The organism is Ekhidna sp., assembly GCF_965227465.1.
Classification (GTDB): Bacteria; Bacteroidota; Bacteroidia; order Cytophagales; family Cyclobacteriaceae; genus Ekhidna.
Genome location: NZ_OZ245746.1, coordinates 1,684,607 through 1,700,967, shown reverse-complemented (window position 1 = coordinate 1,700,967; position 16,361 = coordinate 1,684,607). Strand labels below are relative to the sequence as shown.

The following is a 16,361-nucleotide window of genomic DNA, read 5'->3' as shown; positions in this document are numbered from 1 at the left end:
AGTGTCAGAAACGGTACTGAGCACCAATTTTAAAAGCGAGTCCTCGGGTCGGGTACCCCAAATATCGTTCGTATTCATTATTAAGCAAATTATTTACGTCAATGAATGCCGAAGCACGTTGAGATATTAAATATTTAATACCCACTCCCAAGTCAACAAAAGCTTTAAGGTTTACATAACCGAAATCAACATTAGCAGGAGCGCGAATGCCTCCCATGCTTGTTAAATGGGATGATAAAATCAGTTTTTCCTGAATATTGTGGCTCGTAAACGCTTTGAATACGAATGTGGGTTGATGCCATGCCCTATCCAGTGATTCAACTGAATATGCATTAAGCTCAATACTTGCGCGATATAGGCTTGTGGTCCCGGGCATGTACGAGGCGCTGGCTTTCAGCTTAGTCAGGTTGATATTGTCAGTATCATAACTCAAAGTGTATTTAGTGGAATCGCCTGGTGAGGGTGTGAAAAAGGGTAATCCATTCAGACTTGAACAGGTAATGGAAGATTCCAATAGCACTGTACTCAATGGCTTTCCTTTTATTCCGCCACCAAAACTGAAATTTGTTTCGATATTTAAGATTGCCAGAGAGTCATCCAGGAATTCATTCCCCTCAAGTATATTTCCAAGCGAATTCCACTTTTGACCACCTGATAAAACGCCAAATAATGTCCAATTTTCTGAGAGGCTAAGGTCTGCGTTTACATTCGGATAGAACCCTGTTTGGGTGTTTGAATCCACTGAATTAGTAGAGATGGTGAAACCAGCTTTCACATTTAGGTTATTAAGCTCATAGCTTATCCAGGGTTTAAGGTTTAATAAGGATCGTGAGTAAGTTATTCCTCCATCGTATTTTCCGCTGTAAAAATCAATTCCTAAACCAGCACTTAATTCATCCTTTAGCAAATAGTTTAACCCCGAAATCACAGCAATTGACGTTTCTTTATTTTGCTCATTACCGGGATCAATTGCATGGGTAACTTGAGAAAGTGATGGTTTAAACGTCCATTTAAGGTCATTTTTATCAAATGAAGTACCTATACCTACTTTAAATTCATTCATTACTCCTTCATCGACCGCATTTGGATTGAATCCTGTATTTATCCGATCAGTGTTTCCATAATAATTGAATCTGCTTCTGTTATATTCAATGTGTGGATTAATCGTCAATGACTTTGCATGATATTTAGAGGATATTTGAATACTTCCTGTTGAATTACCACTATTTTCGTTATTAACAGGACCAGTCTTAAACGTTTCATAGTTTATTGTAGCACCCGTTTTCCAAGCGCCGAATGAATGGAATATACCACTCTCTAAAAGCCAGGATTTATAGTTTCCATACCCGAATCTGACATAATTCTGATACTCACCTAAGGGATATTGTTCATTAAACTTCTGAAAAGGAACATCAGATTTGTATTCCGGCCAAACCATCGATGGCTCAAAGACCTTGAATATTTGATTTAAAGGATCATTTGATAAAGAGGTCGGATTGCTTCTTAAATAGATTTTATCTGCTTGAGGCAGTGTAATCTTTTTATCCTTCTCGATGACAATTTCCCCAGATAGCACCTCTCCTTGTGTCTTAGTAGTATCACTTTGACCCCACAACTGCATGGTCATAAGGCAGAAGACAAAAAACCATATGAACTTTGTATTAGTCATCATTTTTGGTCGAGTCTTGAATAGTAATGCTAGTTTCTATTTGTTTCAAAATGTTTTGAGATTCAATCACAACTTCTTGATTATTAGAATGTTGTATAATAGATCTTAAAGTGGCCTTAGCTTGAAATGTTTCTTCTTTTGCCAGGTAATTCTTAGCAATAAGCAGATAAGATTTATCCACCCACTCTGCATAGCTCCCATATTTCTCATTTAAGTCAAATAGTATATCTAGTGACTTATCATAATTGCCATTTATGTATGCATACTTACCTATCTGATAATTGGCTTCAGCTCCATATACATCTTTGTTAGCAGAGAGGTTTTCAAAGATCTTAATGGCAATCTCGTCATTACCTAGATTTTGCTGACTTCTTGCCTTAATTAGGTTAGCCTCCTGATCGCCATTTATTGGCTTCCAGTCTGCGGAAAGGATTTGATCAGCAGCCACTATGGCTTTATTATTTAATTGATTTTGAAAATAAAGCTGCATAAGTCCTTGACTTGCATTGTAATTATCCTTGGGAGTTAGATTTAAATCTGCTAAAAGCAAATACGCCTCTTCAGATTTTTTGGTGTTACCTAATGCGCTGTTTATTTCGCCTAATCGATTAAGCACACGACCAGAATAGATGTTTTTTACAAATTTGAGTTCTTCAAAAGCAGTGTTAGCCTTTTCCAGTTCGCCTAATCGATAGTAGGAATCGCCTAAATAATACTTTGCCTCAATACGACTGCTACTATTTGGATAATCATTCAGGAATTTGTCAAAAGCCTCTGAGGCTTGCCTATACGAGAAACTAAAGTATAGTCGCTTCGCAGCTTCGAACTCTATTAGTTCCAAACTCCCATTTTCCGGATGCGTTCGTTTATAATCCGCAATGTATTTATCCAGATTACTTACCTGAATGCCTGCCTGCTGAAGTTCTTGCAGGCCTAGAATGGCATTTAGTGCCGCATCTGACTGGATGTGGTTTTGAAGGATGAATTCATAATCCTCCCTTGATTTTTCAAACTTTTGCAAGTTCTTTCTTGATATTCCCCGATTCAATCGTGATTCGATTGCACTTGGATGATTTGAAAACTTACTAATTACTCGCGTAAATAATGGCTCAGCTTCAGTAAAATTTGCCGCTTCAAAGTGAATCATTCCGGATTGATAGAGTGCTTGTGCCCCATATCGGTCAGATTCGAAAATTTGACTGAAGATTCGAAGCGCCTCGCCCGCCTTGTTTAGATTCTTTAACGTGAGTGCTTTCTGATAATTGATATATGGAGAGCTAAGTTGTCTGGAGACTTGATTGTAATTATCCAAAGCCTCTTCATATGATTTTGTTGCAAAAAGACAATCTGCCAGCCTAACCTTTGCATCTAGCCGGACTTTGTTGTCATTGGCTGACGTGGCACTTCTAAAATGAATAACCGCAGACTTATACTCCTGCTTATTGAAATAGGCGTACCCCAGACCGTAGTGAGAAAGTGCATTGATTTGTGATTGCTTTTTATAAAGCCCGATTGCGTTTTCAAATTCATTATTTCTTATGGCTATTTCTGCCAGGTGATAATTTGAGTGATCAACCAGGTCAGCGTCAAGCGCATATTTCAAACTTTCCTGAAACCACCTCTTCGACTCCATGAATTCACCATCATTAAAAACCAGCATCGCTTTTTGAAAAGTTACTTTTTGATACACAGATTGTTGAGTTGCATTTTTAACACCTATCTTATTCAAATGATCGATGGCTAAATCATAGTTTGATGTCCGTAAATAAGATTGCGCAATTAGGTTTTGCATTTCTTCAGCCCATTGACCATAAGGATAAATCCGGGTATAATCATTTGCATAATTGATTGATTCAGAATAATTACCCAACTCAGCATTGATTTTAGCCGCCTGATAGATGGATTCTTCTTTTATTTCTCGTTCTCTCGAAATGGATGCTTCTATATAGGCAGAAAGCGCCTTTTCAAAATCCTTTTTCTTCACATACAATCTTCCAAGTTGAAATGCGCTCAGCTGAGCATATGCTCCGCCCTGAATACCTGACTTGGTCAAAAGGTCAATTGCTTTGGCCTCATTCCCAACCCTAAATTTTGCTACTCCAGCTTGATAGTACAATGCCGCTGAAGGACGAGATGGATGAAGTTCAAGGGCTTTTTGGAAGTATGCATCTGCTTTCGGCACGTCACTTTTTGATGCATAAGCCTCTCCTATTAGTTGATAAAATCCTGAGTTAGTGATGGATGCTTCATCTGAAATTTCATTACGACTTAATTCGATCACCTGATCTATCTCACCCTCATCTAGTAAAATCTTTGCGATAAAGAAATTAGCAGATGTCTTATTGTCTCCTTCTACTTTTTTGAATCCTTCAAGTGCATCTTGAGTATGGCCTAAATGATAGTCGGCATAAGCTTCATAATAGTTAAGCTTTATCTGATTGTTAAACCCAAGCCTTCCGGAGGATGCAAATAAACTTTTGGCTTTAGTGTAGTTTTTTTCTTCAAGTTGAATTAGGCCATAAATGAAGTTGTAGTTTGCTTGATCCCTCAGTGTCAAGTCAGATGCTGAGGTGGTCTTGAGGTATTTTTTGGCCTTCAATGAATCCTTCTCATAAAAGAAGTATTCGCCTATGTGAAATGTTGCTAATTGTTTAATTGGATGTTTAGGGTTAGAACTAATCCAGCGTTCTATGTCTACTGAGTTATTTGTACCGATCTTTAATTGGCTCAATAAAAAAAGTATTTCTTCGTCACTTGAGCGTGTTGGCTCGCTTTGAAGATCACTGATTACCAATTGATATTGTTGTTGCTGGAATTTTTCAAATGCACTTAATGCATGGTAATCTGATATAGACAATGCATTTTGGGCGGAAGTGAAAAGAATAGCAAATACACAAGCAAAAAAAATCGGTAGTCTCAATACTGTCTTGTTTTTAACCATCAGGTTGAACGAACTTTCTTGTGGAAATTGTATCAATTCATCAATTTATAAACCAACTCTGTTAAAACAGGTCCTTCTTTTTTAGTAGCAAAACCAATCCCTTTTGATTGCATGTCGGCTTCATGAAGAAATTTGATGTTTTGAACGACTTTACCTAGAGGATAATTCCTGGCAGCTTGCAAATATTCTTTAACGAAAAAAGGATTTACCCCGATAACTGAAGCAATGGCTTTTTCATTTTTATTGTCTGAATGATGTATCAGCAGGAGCTTACTGAAATAAGAAAAAAGACTGTAAATGGTCAGAACCATTGGGTTATTGCTTGGATTTGAAGCGAAGTAATCAGCTATTTTATGTGCCTTCAATTTATTCATTGAGCCTAAGGCTTTTTGCATTTCAAAAATGTTGTAATCCTTACTGATGCCAACATACTTTTGAACCATTGCCGCATCGATCTGCTGCCCCTCTTTCACATTCAGCAGCAGCTTTTCAATTTCATTTGCTAGTCGCTGGAGATTATTACCGATATTCTCTGACAACATCATAATCGCTCCATCATGCATGTTGACACCCTTTGACGCTACATAGTTTCTTATCCAATCTGGAACCTGGTTATCGTATAGTTTTTTCGCATTGAGGAAAACAGAGTTCTTCTCTATAGCCTTACCAAACTTTGTCCTTTTGTCAACCGTTTTGTATTTGTAACCAAAAACGAGAATCGTACTTGATAAAGGATTTTGTAGGTAGTTGATAACAAGACTTTGTTTATCCTCTTTGGTCCACTCACGAATCTCCTGTGCCTCTTTTACAATCACAACCTGACGTTCACCCATCATTGGGTATTTCCTGGCTATTCCAATTACATCCGCAAGAGAGGTATCTTTGCCATAGAGTACCACCTGATTGAAGCTTTTTTGGCTTTCATCTAAAGCGTTATTTTCAATTTTATCAATTATATTATCAATAAAAAATGCTTCTTCGCCTTGCAAAAAGTATACAGGAGCATATGAGTTATTGCTAATGTCCTTTATAATTTGGGAATATTCAGCTGCCATATGTTTTCAAAGGTAAAGGGTACCTTAGATAATTGAAATGAAGAAAATTGGATTTCTTTTTTTGTTTTTAAGTTTCGGTATTAGTGGCCTGTCACAAAGTGTCCAAATTGACAGTCTTGAAATAGTAGCAAACTCATTTGAGGAAAATGACAGTGCCTACGTGGATGCTATTAATGAACTCGCATTTCGATTGAGTCAGACCAATCAACAGCGCTCTATTCACTACATCAATCAGGCTATTTCTATATCAAAAGAAATAGAATACGAAAGAGGACTACTAAGGGCCACTATGATCAAAGGAAATAGCTTTCTTATAGTAGGATTGCCAGATCAAGCCCTTTCGTATTATTTGGAAGCCCTAACATATAACCCTGCCAAATACCCACTCGAAGAGGTTCGTTTACATAATAACATAGGAGAGCTTTATCGAAGGAAAGGAGTATTTGATTCCAGCCTTGCGTATTTCAATAAAGCGCTTCAACTGGCAAAAACTAATGTACCTGAATTCAAGCCTGTTATTATCTTATCTAATCTAGGAGAGGTAAGCCTGATGAAAGGGGCAATTGATAATGCCAGAGGTTACTTCCAATTATGCCTTAAAAACGCTCTCGAAACAGATCATTTAAGAGGATTAGGTTACGGTTATTATGGATTAGCAGAGTGTGAGTACCATTCTGGAAATATTCTTGAAGGCATTAAGCTGATGAGGAAATCAATAGCTGTCAGGGAGAAGTCTGATCATAAAAGAGGACTTATTCAATCCTACATGAAGATCGGTGAGTATTTCAAAAATGATAGTGTTAATGATCCAGATAGTATTTTTTATTACTGGAAGAAAAGTGAAGAAATTGCCAAATCTCAAGAAGCGAATGATCTACTTAATCAGGTTTATAATAACCTCTACGCATTATATCTGAGCAGAAAAGAAATAGATCAGGCTGTTTTATACTTGAATAGACATAAACATCTGGATGATAGTATTAGAAATGCAGAATTTATTTCCAATGTGGAACGCATGCAGGTGGCTCTTCAATCTGATTTGATAGCAGCAGAAAACAGGCTATTAATACAAAAACAGGAACAGCACGCTTCAGAGGAGGAGGCAACACTTATTGTTATCTTTTTGGCGGTAATCATTGTTGGAGGATTGGGATTCTCCACATACAGGTATCAGCGAAGACAAAAAACAATTGCAGAGGCTAAAGCAGAAAGCAGATTCACCCTCACTCTATTACAATTGACCAAGGAACTAAACAGTCCGGACTTACAATTGGATGTGTTTATTAAGGACCTGCTAATTAAGTCGAGAAGTTCTTTAAAATGTGATCGAGCAACATTTTGGTCTTTTATAAAAGATAGCAATGAGATAAGGCTTCATTCATTGGATACAAAAAGCGGTGCGCCAATAATCCCACAAGAAAAATTTTCAATTGAGGAGTTTCCTGATTTTTTTGAAGAATTTCTTAAGAACCGAACTGTTGCTGTTGAGCAGCTAAGTAAAGACTCAAGGCTTACTGATATCTATGAAAAATACTTCAAGCCTTCAGGGATTGAATCAATTCTGAATGCACCTGTAATGATCGATGGACAATTAGTGGGATTACTTTCTTATTCGATGATTCATGGAAAATCTCGAGAATGGAAGATAGATGAGGAAAGGTATGTGGGCTCATTAACTGACTTATTCATTGCCGCGATAGCTAAACACAAGAGCAATATCTTAGAAGTTGAAAAGGAAGAGTTAATTAAGAAGCTGAAAAGCAGAAATAAAAGCCTGAAAGAATTTAATAGCGTAATCAGTCACAACCTAAGAGAACCATTGACCCAAATAATCGGATTTTCGGAATTACTAAGAACCGAGAAAGAACTCGAAATTTCCGATGATATTATAGACCGTATTGGGATCGCATCTAATAAAGTAGATAAGGTGATTAAGGAGCTTAGTACGGTTTTAAATGTTAGTGATCCCTTGCCAGCTGATTTTCGAAATTTATCGGTTGAAAAATTAACTAAAGAGGTTTTAGACCTATTAAAATCTGAAATAGCGACCCAAAACATTACCATAGAGCAAGACTTGAAAGTCGGTAAAATCCGCTCATATAAACCATTTTTATCTGATGCGTTGTATCATGTATTGAGCAACTGCTTAAAATTTTCTGATCCATCTCGAAGGTTACATATTAAGATAAGTAGCTACGAGGATGAGTTGCATCAATATATAACTGTTGCTGACAATGGAAGAGGCATGAACCTAAATAAGGTTAGTGATAAGCTCTTCAAAATGTACCAGCGATTTCATATGGATGTAGAGGGTAGAGGTATGGGACTTTTTATAGTTAAGTCAAGAGTTAATGCCCTAAATGGTTGGGTAAGAATACAAAGTGAAGAAGGGATAGGGAGCGAAGTAATTTTTGAATTCCCCAATGAAGAGCAGACGCTTACTACAAATGATTAGCAACAAGCTCTCCAACCATATCGATCGATAGCGGTTTTGCTTTATAATCTGTTATAACAGGTTTATCTTCTGCCATTTGTTTGTCAGTAGGATTTATAGAGGATGTTAGTATAACAATCTTATTGCTGTCATTTCCATTCTTTATGGCTTGGTATTGATCCAAAAATTGCCACCCATTCATAATCGGCATATTTATATCCAAAAGCACCAATGCCTTATCGGTTTGCGACCCTTGGTGACTGAAAAAATCCAAGGCTTTTTCAGCTGTATCAAAAGACAAAACTTCATCCACAAGCTGAGAACGTTCGATAATTAATTTGTTCAGATAATTTGTAGTATCATCATCGTCTATCAGCACAATTCTTTTCATCCGTCCTTCCATTTGATGTGTGAAATTGGATTTCAATATTAGTGAATTTTATAATTAAAATATATAGCTATCTCCACTTCAAAAATCAAAACTAAAAAATTCAATTCCATTATTTATAATATAAAGTCAATTAGTTTTTTAAAAACAGGATCTCGAAAAGTGCCATTATCGGTAATCATTGAAAATTCTACCTCGCATGCTAATTTAGGTTCAAGCCATATTGTCTTTTTCTCCTCGTGGACATCTCCTAATACTGGTTTTTCATTCGAAACTAAATCAACGAATTGTTTGGTGAGGGACTTGAGAAGTGCATCATCAAATCCAGTTCCGACTCTACCGCGATAAATCAATTCATCTCCATCCTGCTCTGCTAGTTGAAGTGATCCAAATGTTCGTTCTCGTTCTCCTTCCCCTTGAGTAAATCCAATAATCAGGCAATCTTTGGTTTCCTTCACCTTTACCTTGATCCAAGCATCACTACGTTTTCCAACTATATATTTTGCCGCTATTCTCTTCGCCACAATTCCTTCTATCCCATGAGCTTTAGCTGCAGTGAAGAGCGCTCTGCCATCGGCTTCAGATTGGCTCACGCGATAGTTGGTCTCTCCCACTCTCAGCGAGTCAATCATCCACCACCTTCGACGATCCTGCGGATCGTTCATCAATGATCGTCCATCCAGGTAAAGGCAATCAAACAAGTAACAATAGGCAGGCGATCGCTTGGACTCATGATCAAAGTTCTTCTTGCTCATTAAGCGCTTAATTACCTTCTTAAAATTGGCTTTTCCTTCCTGATCCAGACAAACAATTTCTCCATCAAAAATGGCATTGTTAATTCTGAAGGCCTGCTCTGGAACATTTAGTTCTGGAAACTGCTCCGTGATATCATTTCCATTCCGGCTATAAATCTTTAACTGACCTTCATTGAGATAAATTAAAGCTCTAATTCCGTCCCATTTTAATTCATAGTAATAATCTCCTATCGGAACACGTTTCGATGCGTCGGCGAGCATAGGTTTCAGGATTTGCTCAAGTAAGTTTTGTTGTGGTACATCCACACGCTCTAGTAACCATTCCTTATCCTTCATTAAGTGCATCCGATATTCTGCGCTTAGCTGCTTCCCGGAAAGACGAAAGTAGAATCCTTGCTTTTTTTCCTTCGTAATTTCATAGCGTCCGGTTGCATAGACCCACATCATACCACCTCCATATTCTCCCTTTGGAATCTCTCCCTCAAAGGTCAGGTACTTAAGGGGGTGATCTTCAGTCTGGACTGCCAGCCGTTTAACTCCGGGAACTGGTGGCATACCACGCGGAATCGCCCATGATTTCAATACTCCATCTTGTTCCAATCGTAAATCGTAATGTAAATGGGATGCGTGATGACGTTGGATGCAGAATCGACTTCCTGGTACTTCGCTATCAGACAAAAGGGGCTCAGGAGTTCGATTAAAGTCTCGCTTTTTCTCATAATCGGTGAGTTGCTCCGGTGTTTTATGTCGTTTGTTGGGTGGTAGTTCCTTTGCAACAACCGCTCGTTTATCCGTATGCAAGGGCACAGCCCACCCTCGAATTTGCTCCCAGGCATCTCCGTGTTCTGTTACTCTTTGAAGCGTGGTTTTAATATTCCATTGTGTCAAATCCTTCAGGCTTTCCAGTTCATCCCATTCAATAGGTGTTGAGGCAGTAGCTCCTTGCCTACCTCTGAGACTATATGGGCAAACAATGGTCTGAGATGGCCGGTTTCTATAAATGTCAACAAGCACCCTTCCTTTTCGCGATTCCTTTTTAATATGAAGTGTTGTTAACTCATTCTTTTGAATGAAGTCTGAAGCTATCTTCTTTGCTGCTTGAAAACACTCTTCAAAAGAGTACCTGGCCTCAATGGGAGTTACTAAATGAAGGCCTTTGCCACCGGTGGTTTTTACAAAGACATGGTAATTATACCTTTCTAAATGTTCCTTCAGTGAAAAAGCAATGCCCTTCAAATCTTCTAATGGAAATGAGCCATCTTCAGGTGGGTCAAGGTCATATACAATATAATCCGGCTTGTCGCTATGCTCAGAAAAACTATGAATCTGGTGAATTTCCAGGCAGGCAAGGTTGGCTAGCCAAACCAAAGTGGCTTCTTCTTTAGCAACCACATATTCTTTCTTTCGCTCCTGCCCCAGCCTTTTGTAATCGATCCAGTCAGGTGTCCAGTCCGGACGATGTTTCTGAAAAAACTGCTCTCCATAAATCCCGTCAGGATATCGAACTAGCGAAAGAGCTCTGCCTCGGATGTGATTCAGAATCGTTGGAGCCAGTTTTAAATAATATTCAATGATTTCGGCCTTTACAATCTCGTCCTCCGGATAAAGCACCTTATCCAGGTTTGAGAGCTCTATCACCCGCTTACCTACCTCCGCATGTATCTTTTGCTTGGCCATTAAGTAATATTAGCATATTCTTTAATTACGTCACTCGGTTAATTAAAAACTAAAAAATAGACCCTGAAATAAATTCAGGGTGACTATTGAATGAGGCAGACCACTAACTTGTTTCTCAACCTCTGAATGAGCAAAATTGAAGATGCCGTGTCGAGCACGGCATGACACGGTATATTGCACAATATAATTCAATCTTCGCTCCATGAACCAATTCAGTGATGCTGCAGGCAGGCTTGTTTCGGAATCTAAGATCAACTTTTTACTACTGAAGTAATTCGAAGTGCTGTTAGCGACTTGTTTCCCATTTTCTGAATGAGTAAAATTGAAGATGCCGTGTCGAGCACGGCATGACATGGTATATTGCACAATCTTATTCAATCTTCGCTCCATGAATCAATTCAGTGATGCTGCAGAGCTAGCTGCCAATTACGTAAACAGCACCAATCGTCACATTTTCCTCACAGGAAAAGCCGGTACCGGCAAGACGACCTTCCTTCGAAGTATTGTCAAAAACACCTACAAAAATGCGGTGGTAGCAGCTCCTACAGGTATTGCAGCCATCAATGCGGAAGGAGTTACCCTACACTCGTTGCTACAGTTGCCTTTTGGCGCTTTCGTGCCGGAAGAGATTCCGTTTTCAGAACGAAACATTCAGGTCAATACCCCCGCTTCCCTTTTCAGAGAGGCAAAATTTGGAGCACAAAAAAGGAAGCTCATCAATGAACTGGAGCTCCTGATTATTGATGAGGTGAGTATGCTTCGTGCAGATCTACTAGACTGCATTGATGCGACTTTGCGTCACTTGAGGAAAAGGCGGTTTGATCCCTTTGGCGGACTGCAAGTCTTATTTATAGGTGATTTGATGCAGCTTCCTCCGGTGGTCAAGCGAGAAGAGCAGAGCCTCCTGCAACAATTTTATGCGTCTCCTTACTTTTTTGATGCACGGGTTCTGAAGGACAACCCTCCCATTCGGGTTGAACTGAATAAGGTCTACCGGCAAACGGATGAGACATTTATTAAGCTACTCAACCGTCTGAGACACAATGAGCTATTGGAAGACGATGTGGAACTGCTGAATGATCACTATGATGCAGAAGTAGCTGACAAGAATCTGGAGGGATACATTCACCTTACTACGCACAATCAAAAAGCAGATAAAATCAATACCTCCAGGCTTGCTGATCTGGACGGTAGGGATCAGCTTTTTACCGCTGATATCGATCGAGAATTTCCTGAAAATGCCTATCCCAATGAGGTGAACCTCCGACTAAAGGAAGATGCTCAGGTGATGTTCATCAAAAATGACCCCAGTGGTAAAGGACAGTTCTTCAACGGAAAGATCGGAAAAGTATCCAGTTTGGAAGATGGCATCAAGGTCAAATTTGAAGATGGAACGGAAGTAGCCGTAGAGCAATACGAATGGGAAAATGTTCGATATGTACTGAACAAAGAAACCAAGGAGGTTGAACAGAAGGTACTCGGCACATTCAAACAATACCCGGTTAAGCTGGCGTGGGCCGTGACCATACACAAAAGTCAGGGTCTGACCTTCGAGAAAGCTATACTCGATCTGGAAAATACGTTTGCGGCTGGTCAGCTCTATGTTGCTCTTTCCAGACTTACTTCATTAGATGGACTGATACTTTCAAGTCCCCTACCCAAGCGATCTCCTTCCATTGATGAGCAACTCAAATACTTCATAGAGAGCTTTGAGGATACTCAAAAGCTGGAGAAGCAATTCGAAAACGATCGAATTGGATTCATTCGGATGTTTGCGGAACGTGCCTTTCTCTTTGATCCACTGCTGAGAGAATTGGTCAATCATAAAAAGACGTTTAACAAGGACGAAAACCGATCCCTGAAGCAAAAACAGCTACCGTGGACGGATGAACTGATTAATGATACCTTTCCCTTGAAAGAGGTTGGACAAACCTTTATACGACAGGTCAATTCGCTCTTATCTAAGGGAGAATGGCATCAATTAGCTGAGCGGATGACCAAAGCATCTGATTACTTCACCGAGCATCTTACAGATAAAATAGATCGGATAACTCAACTGCATCGGACTTTGAAAACCCAATCACAGGCCAAGACCTATCGGGCTGAGTTAGTGGAGTTAAAAGATCTGTTCAGTAATCAGCTGAGGCAAATCGTAAAACTCAATTTGCTGATCCAGCACATCAACGAAGGCAAGCCATTGACAAAGGAAGCTTTGCAAAAGCACGCATCTACCAAGCAAGTCAATGAGGCTGCTTCTAAGGACAAAACACCCACTGCCGAGATCACCTATAAGATGTATAAGGAAGGGAAATCCATTAAGGTCATTGCAGAAGAGCGTGGTTTGGTGGAAGGAACCATCGAGTCTCATTTGGCCAAGTATGTCGAAAGTGGCGATCTGGATGCTGCTCAGTTTGTAAAACCAACCAAACTCAAGGCGATCCTAAAATGCTATGATGAAGGCCTGACCAAGTCTGGTGAGATCAAAGGAGCATTACCCGATAGCTACACCTGGGGTGAGATTAAGATGGGGATTGCGCATGCTCAGTCAAAGGAATCGAAGGAATCCTGACAGGTTTTGAAAACCTGTCAGGATTTTCTATCAACTTTTGAAGATCCCGCAACAAGTGCGGGATGACCTCATTGCAAATGCCAACCAGAAATAATCTGCTGTTTTTATACCTTGTTAAAACATTTTTCCATTTATAGATTTCTAACAAAATGAAAACACTGCTAAGAATCTCATTGCTGCTTGTCTTTTTACAGATTTTTTCTCCGGTTCAAGCTCAAATACTTCACACAGAAAGTTTTACGGTTATTCTGGATTCAACCAGAAGAATGAAGGGTTCAATTGTTCCAGATTTCAATTATAAAAACCTGAGAAAAGACCTGTTCTCTTTTGAGAATACGGCAGATTTATCCGCAAAAGTTGGAAAAAACGCACTTACGGTCGCAAACAAGATCGAACTTTCGAAGTTTGGTGATGAAACGTTGGTTAGCGGCGGGTACATCTATGCTGAATACAGAAATGTGATGGAGAAAAAACAATCCATTGAATTTTACAGCCAGGTCCATTGGGCGGAAGCACGAGGAATGGAACGCAAATATGCCTTTGGAGTGAACAGCAGATGGAGGATTGTAAACAGGCCTACATTGGGATTCTTTGTAGGTATTGGCCCATTCTATGAATTTGAACGATGGAATTTTGACGGTGTAGCAAATACAGAAGCAATTGCAGATACCACGCCCATTGAAACAGAAAATATTAAACTCGGATCATACGCCAGCTTAAAATATGCACCCTTCGATAAAATATTCCTGGACATTAGCGTGTATTACCAAAGCCGGTTCGATGAGCTGGTTTCTACCCCTCGATTTGCTTCCAGCTCTCGATTTACGTACCAGTTTAGCAAGATTGTAGGCTTATCATTGATCTACCAAAACATTTATGATCCTACTCCTACCGTACCTATCGACAAATTGTACAATAATATAATTTCCGGATTCACCATTACGTTCTAAATAGCTTTTCCAAAAGCTGGCCATTCGGAAGGGCGATACCCTAATAGAGCTTTTACTTCTATATAGTGGGGTAAACGACACAGCCATTATATTTGAAAGATAGATAAACGCCTGGCGTTTACATTATAGTTGTAGTGCATTTAAAAAACAATAAATAAATAAATAGTAACCTTTATTCAAAGGAACATGTTCTTTAAAGCACTTGTCGATATAATTTTGAAATTTTGTTTCTATTAATACACCACTTCATTGTCTATCCATTATATCAAATTAAGGACCTCTAATAAATGTTAACAAATGGTCTCATTCTGATTCTGGCATCTCTCGGCTTGGCGCAAGGTCTTTTTTTAAGCTTCTATCTATTCACACTCAAAAAAGGAAACAAGAAATCCAATATTCTTTTAGCTCTGTTTTTATTAGGCCTAACCATTAGGGTTGGTAAATCTGTACTAAACCATTATGTTCCTTTGGCGAATTGGCAGAACAACATTGGCATTTCAGGAATTTTGTTTGCTGCGCCTTCTTTGTGGCTTTATGGATTATCGCTCTTTGAGAAAAATAAATCATTCACATTAAGAGATTACATCCATTTTGTACCTTTCATTTTGTTTCTGTTTTTAATTCCATTCGTGCCAAGGCAGGGAAATTTTGAATCCTTTTGGAATTATGGAGTTGTCGTTTTTCATTTACTATTTTACCTGATACTCTCCTGGTCTTATCTGTATAAAAATCGATTACACGTATCACTAAGTATCGCCCGGTGGTATCGAAATATCTTAATTGGTGCGACACTTATTTGGTTTCACTATGTTGGAAATTTTTTCGATTTTACCGTATACTACATTACGGGACCCATATTTTACTCCATGTTGATTTATGGTTTGAGTTATCTTTTTTTAAATCGCCAAAAGTTTACTCTTCAGAAGTATGATAGCTCTAACCTAAATAAAAAGAGTTCTGGAATCCTTTTTCAAAAAGTAAAAAAACTCTTTGAAACCGAGCACACCTATTTGGATGAAGGTCTTACACTGAATGTAGTCTCTGAAAAATTACGTGTGAAATCCCGCGAAATCTCGCAGGTCATAAATGAAAATACGGATCAAAATTTTTACGAATTTGTAAATCAGTATCGCATCGAAAAAGCCGAAATTCTATTAAAGGATTCGAAGTATGACAATGAGAAAATAGCCACCATTGCTTACGAGTCTGGTTTTGCAAACGTCACCTCGTTTAATGTTGCGTTTAAGAAAAAAACCGGATTAACGCCTTCCGTCTATAGAAAAGGATAAACCGTTTATTTTCCATTCAAGGAAACACGTTGCTTATAGTTTTCAATTCTTTTATCACTGATTATTGTCCCATACAATTTTGTTATGCACAGCTAGTGCATGATAGTGGAAGGTTCAATAATTATGAATAGAAAAAAATTTATCTATGGGTCAATCGTAGGACTCGGGGCAGCCATAGCTGTTCCATCCGCCATACTCATGAAATCGAAAGAAAAAGAAGCGGATCAATTAGATGAAAAATTGGTTAAGAGTTTTGTGATTGCCGGGCATTCCAAATTGGAACTGGTCAAAGAAATGCTCAGCGAGCATCCCAACTTAATTTATGCATCTTATGATTGGGGTGATGGTGACTTTGAAGAAGCCATTGAAGGCGCGGCACATTTGGGCCAAAAGGAAATTGTAAATTATCTACTTTCTCTAGGCGCCAGAGCCAACCTTTTTACACTAACCATGCTAGGGAAAACAGATTTGGTGAAACCAACGCTGGAAGCGTACCCTGAGCTATTATTTGCAAAAGGACCTCATGGTCTCACCTTACTACATCATGCGCAAATTGGCGAATCTGCTGAGATGGTCAACTATCTCATGGAGAAGGGTGTAACTCAAAGAATGATAAAAATCAAATAGTTTATAA

At 38.8% G+C, this 16,361-nt stretch carries 10 protein-coding genes; 5 read left to right on the top strand and 5 right to left on the bottom strand.

Features of this window, described 5'->3' with window-relative positions; translation table 11 throughout:
- Positions 1–4: 4 nt before the first annotated feature.
- Genes ACO05G_RS07545 through holA form a run of 3 tightly spaced genes read right to left on the bottom strand, consistent with a single transcriptional unit; the run spans position 5 to position 5,665 of the window.
- Positions 5–1,672 carry a hypothetical protein gene (locus tag ACO05G_RS07545; RefSeq protein WP_421765403.1) on the bottom strand — a complete coding sequence of 556 codons (1,668 nt, stop codon included), beginning with the start codon at positions 1,670–1,672 and terminating at the stop codon, positions 5–7.
- The gene (locus ACO05G_RS07540) at positions 1,662–4,589 is read right to left on the bottom strand and encodes a tetratricopeptide repeat protein (protein WP_421765402.1); all 2,928 of its coding nucleotides are present in this window, start codon (positions 4,587–4,589) and stop codon (positions 1,662–1,664) included. Before ACO05G_RS07540 ends, ACO05G_RS07545 begins: the two co-directional genes overlap by 11 nt.
- A 53-nt stretch (positions 4,590–4,642) precedes the next feature.
- On the bottom strand, positions 4,643–5,665 hold the full coding sequence (holA, locus tag ACO05G_RS07535) for a DNA polymerase III subunit delta (RefSeq protein WP_421765401.1): 1,023 nt from the start codon (positions 5,663–5,665) through the stop codon (positions 4,643–4,645).
- A gap of 37 nt (positions 5,666–5,702) precedes the next feature.
- Between holA and ACO05G_RS07530 the strand changes: the two genes are divergently transcribed.
- Positions 5,703–8,120: an ATP-binding protein gene (locus tag ACO05G_RS07530; protein WP_421765400.1), complete on the top strand. Its 2,418-nt coding sequence runs from the start codon at positions 5,703–5,705 to the stop codon at positions 8,118–8,120.
- Here the strand turns inward: ACO05G_RS07530 and ACO05G_RS07525 are convergent.
- Together ACO05G_RS07525 and ligD are read right to left on the bottom strand one after the other, a co-directional pair.
- Entirely contained in the window at positions 8,107–8,490 is a 384-nt protein-coding gene (locus ACO05G_RS07525; protein ID WP_348282364.1) for a response regulator, read from the bottom strand. The two genes, ACO05G_RS07530 and ACO05G_RS07525, sit on opposite strands and share 14 nt — an antisense overlap.
- A 113-nt stretch (positions 8,491–8,603) precedes the next feature.
- Positions 8,604–10,919 (bottom strand): non-homologous end-joining DNA ligase, encoded by a 2,316-nt coding sequence (gene ligD / locus ACO05G_RS07520; RefSeq protein WP_421765399.1) that lies wholly within the window; start codon positions 10,917–10,919, stop codon positions 8,604–8,606.
- Positions 10,920–11,307: 388 nt separating this feature from the next.
- Here ligD and ACO05G_RS07515 point away from each other — a divergent pair, with 388 nt between their 5' ends.
- From ACO05G_RS07515 to ACO05G_RS07500, 4 genes are all read left to right on the top strand, one after another.
- On the top strand, positions 11,308–13,488 hold the full coding sequence (locus ACO05G_RS07515) for a helix-turn-helix domain-containing protein (protein WP_421765398.1): 2,181 nt from the start codon (positions 11,308–11,310) through the stop codon (positions 13,486–13,488).
- 149 nt (positions 13,489–13,637) lie between these two features.
- On the top strand, positions 13,638–14,438 hold the full coding sequence (locus tag ACO05G_RS07510) for a hypothetical protein (protein WP_421765397.1): 801 nt from the start codon (positions 13,638–13,640) through the stop codon (positions 14,436–14,438).
- 287 nt (positions 14,439–14,725) lie between these two features.
- Positions 14,726–15,727 (top strand): helix-turn-helix domain-containing protein, encoded by a 1,002-nt coding sequence (locus ACO05G_RS07505; RefSeq protein WP_421765396.1) that lies wholly within the window; start codon positions 14,726–14,728, stop codon positions 15,725–15,727.
- Positions 15,728–15,850: 123 nt separating this feature from the next.
- On the top strand, positions 15,851–16,354 hold the full coding sequence (locus tag ACO05G_RS07500; RefSeq protein WP_421765395.1) for a hypothetical protein: 504 nt from the start codon (positions 15,851–15,853) through the stop codon (positions 16,352–16,354).
- Positions 16,355–16,361: the final 7 nt, after the last annotated feature.

What these genes read in the sequence shown, in the direction of transcription:
- ACO05G_RS07525 (WP_348282364.1), bottom strand. Translation starts at nt 8,490, where the DNA reads ATGAAAAGAATTGTGCTGATAGACGATGATGATACTACAAATTATCTG.
- ACO05G_RS07530 (WP_421765400.1), top strand. Translation starts at nt 5,703, where the DNA reads ATGAAGAAAATTGGATTTCTTTTTTTGTTTTTAAGTTTCGGTATTAGT.
- ACO05G_RS07500 (WP_421765395.1), top strand. Translation starts at nt 15,851, where the DNA reads ATGAATAGAAAAAAATTTATCTATGGGTCAATCGTAGGACTCGGGGCA.
- ACO05G_RS07510 (WP_421765397.1), top strand. Translation starts at nt 13,638, where the DNA reads ATGAAAACACTGCTAAGAATCTCATTGCTGCTTGTCTTTTTACAGATT.
- ACO05G_RS07515 (WP_421765398.1), top strand. Translation starts at nt 11,308, where the DNA reads ATGAATCAATTCAGTGATGCTGCAGAGCTAGCTGCCAATTACGTAAAC.
- ligD (WP_421765399.1), bottom strand. Translation starts at nt 10,919, where the DNA reads ATGGCCAAGCAAAAGATACATGCGGAGGTAGGTAAGCGGGTGATAGAG.
- ACO05G_RS07505 (WP_421765396.1), top strand. Translation starts at nt 14,726, where the DNA reads ATGTTAACAAATGGTCTCATTCTGATTCTGGCATCTCTCGGCTTGGCG.
- ACO05G_RS07545 (WP_421765403.1), bottom strand. Translation starts at nt 1,672, where the DNA reads ATGATGACTAATACAAAGTTCATATGGTTTTTTGTCTTCTGCCTTATG.
- holA (WP_421765401.1), bottom strand. Translation starts at nt 5,665, where the DNA reads ATGGCAGCTGAATATTCCCAAATTATAAAGGACATTAGCAATAACTCA.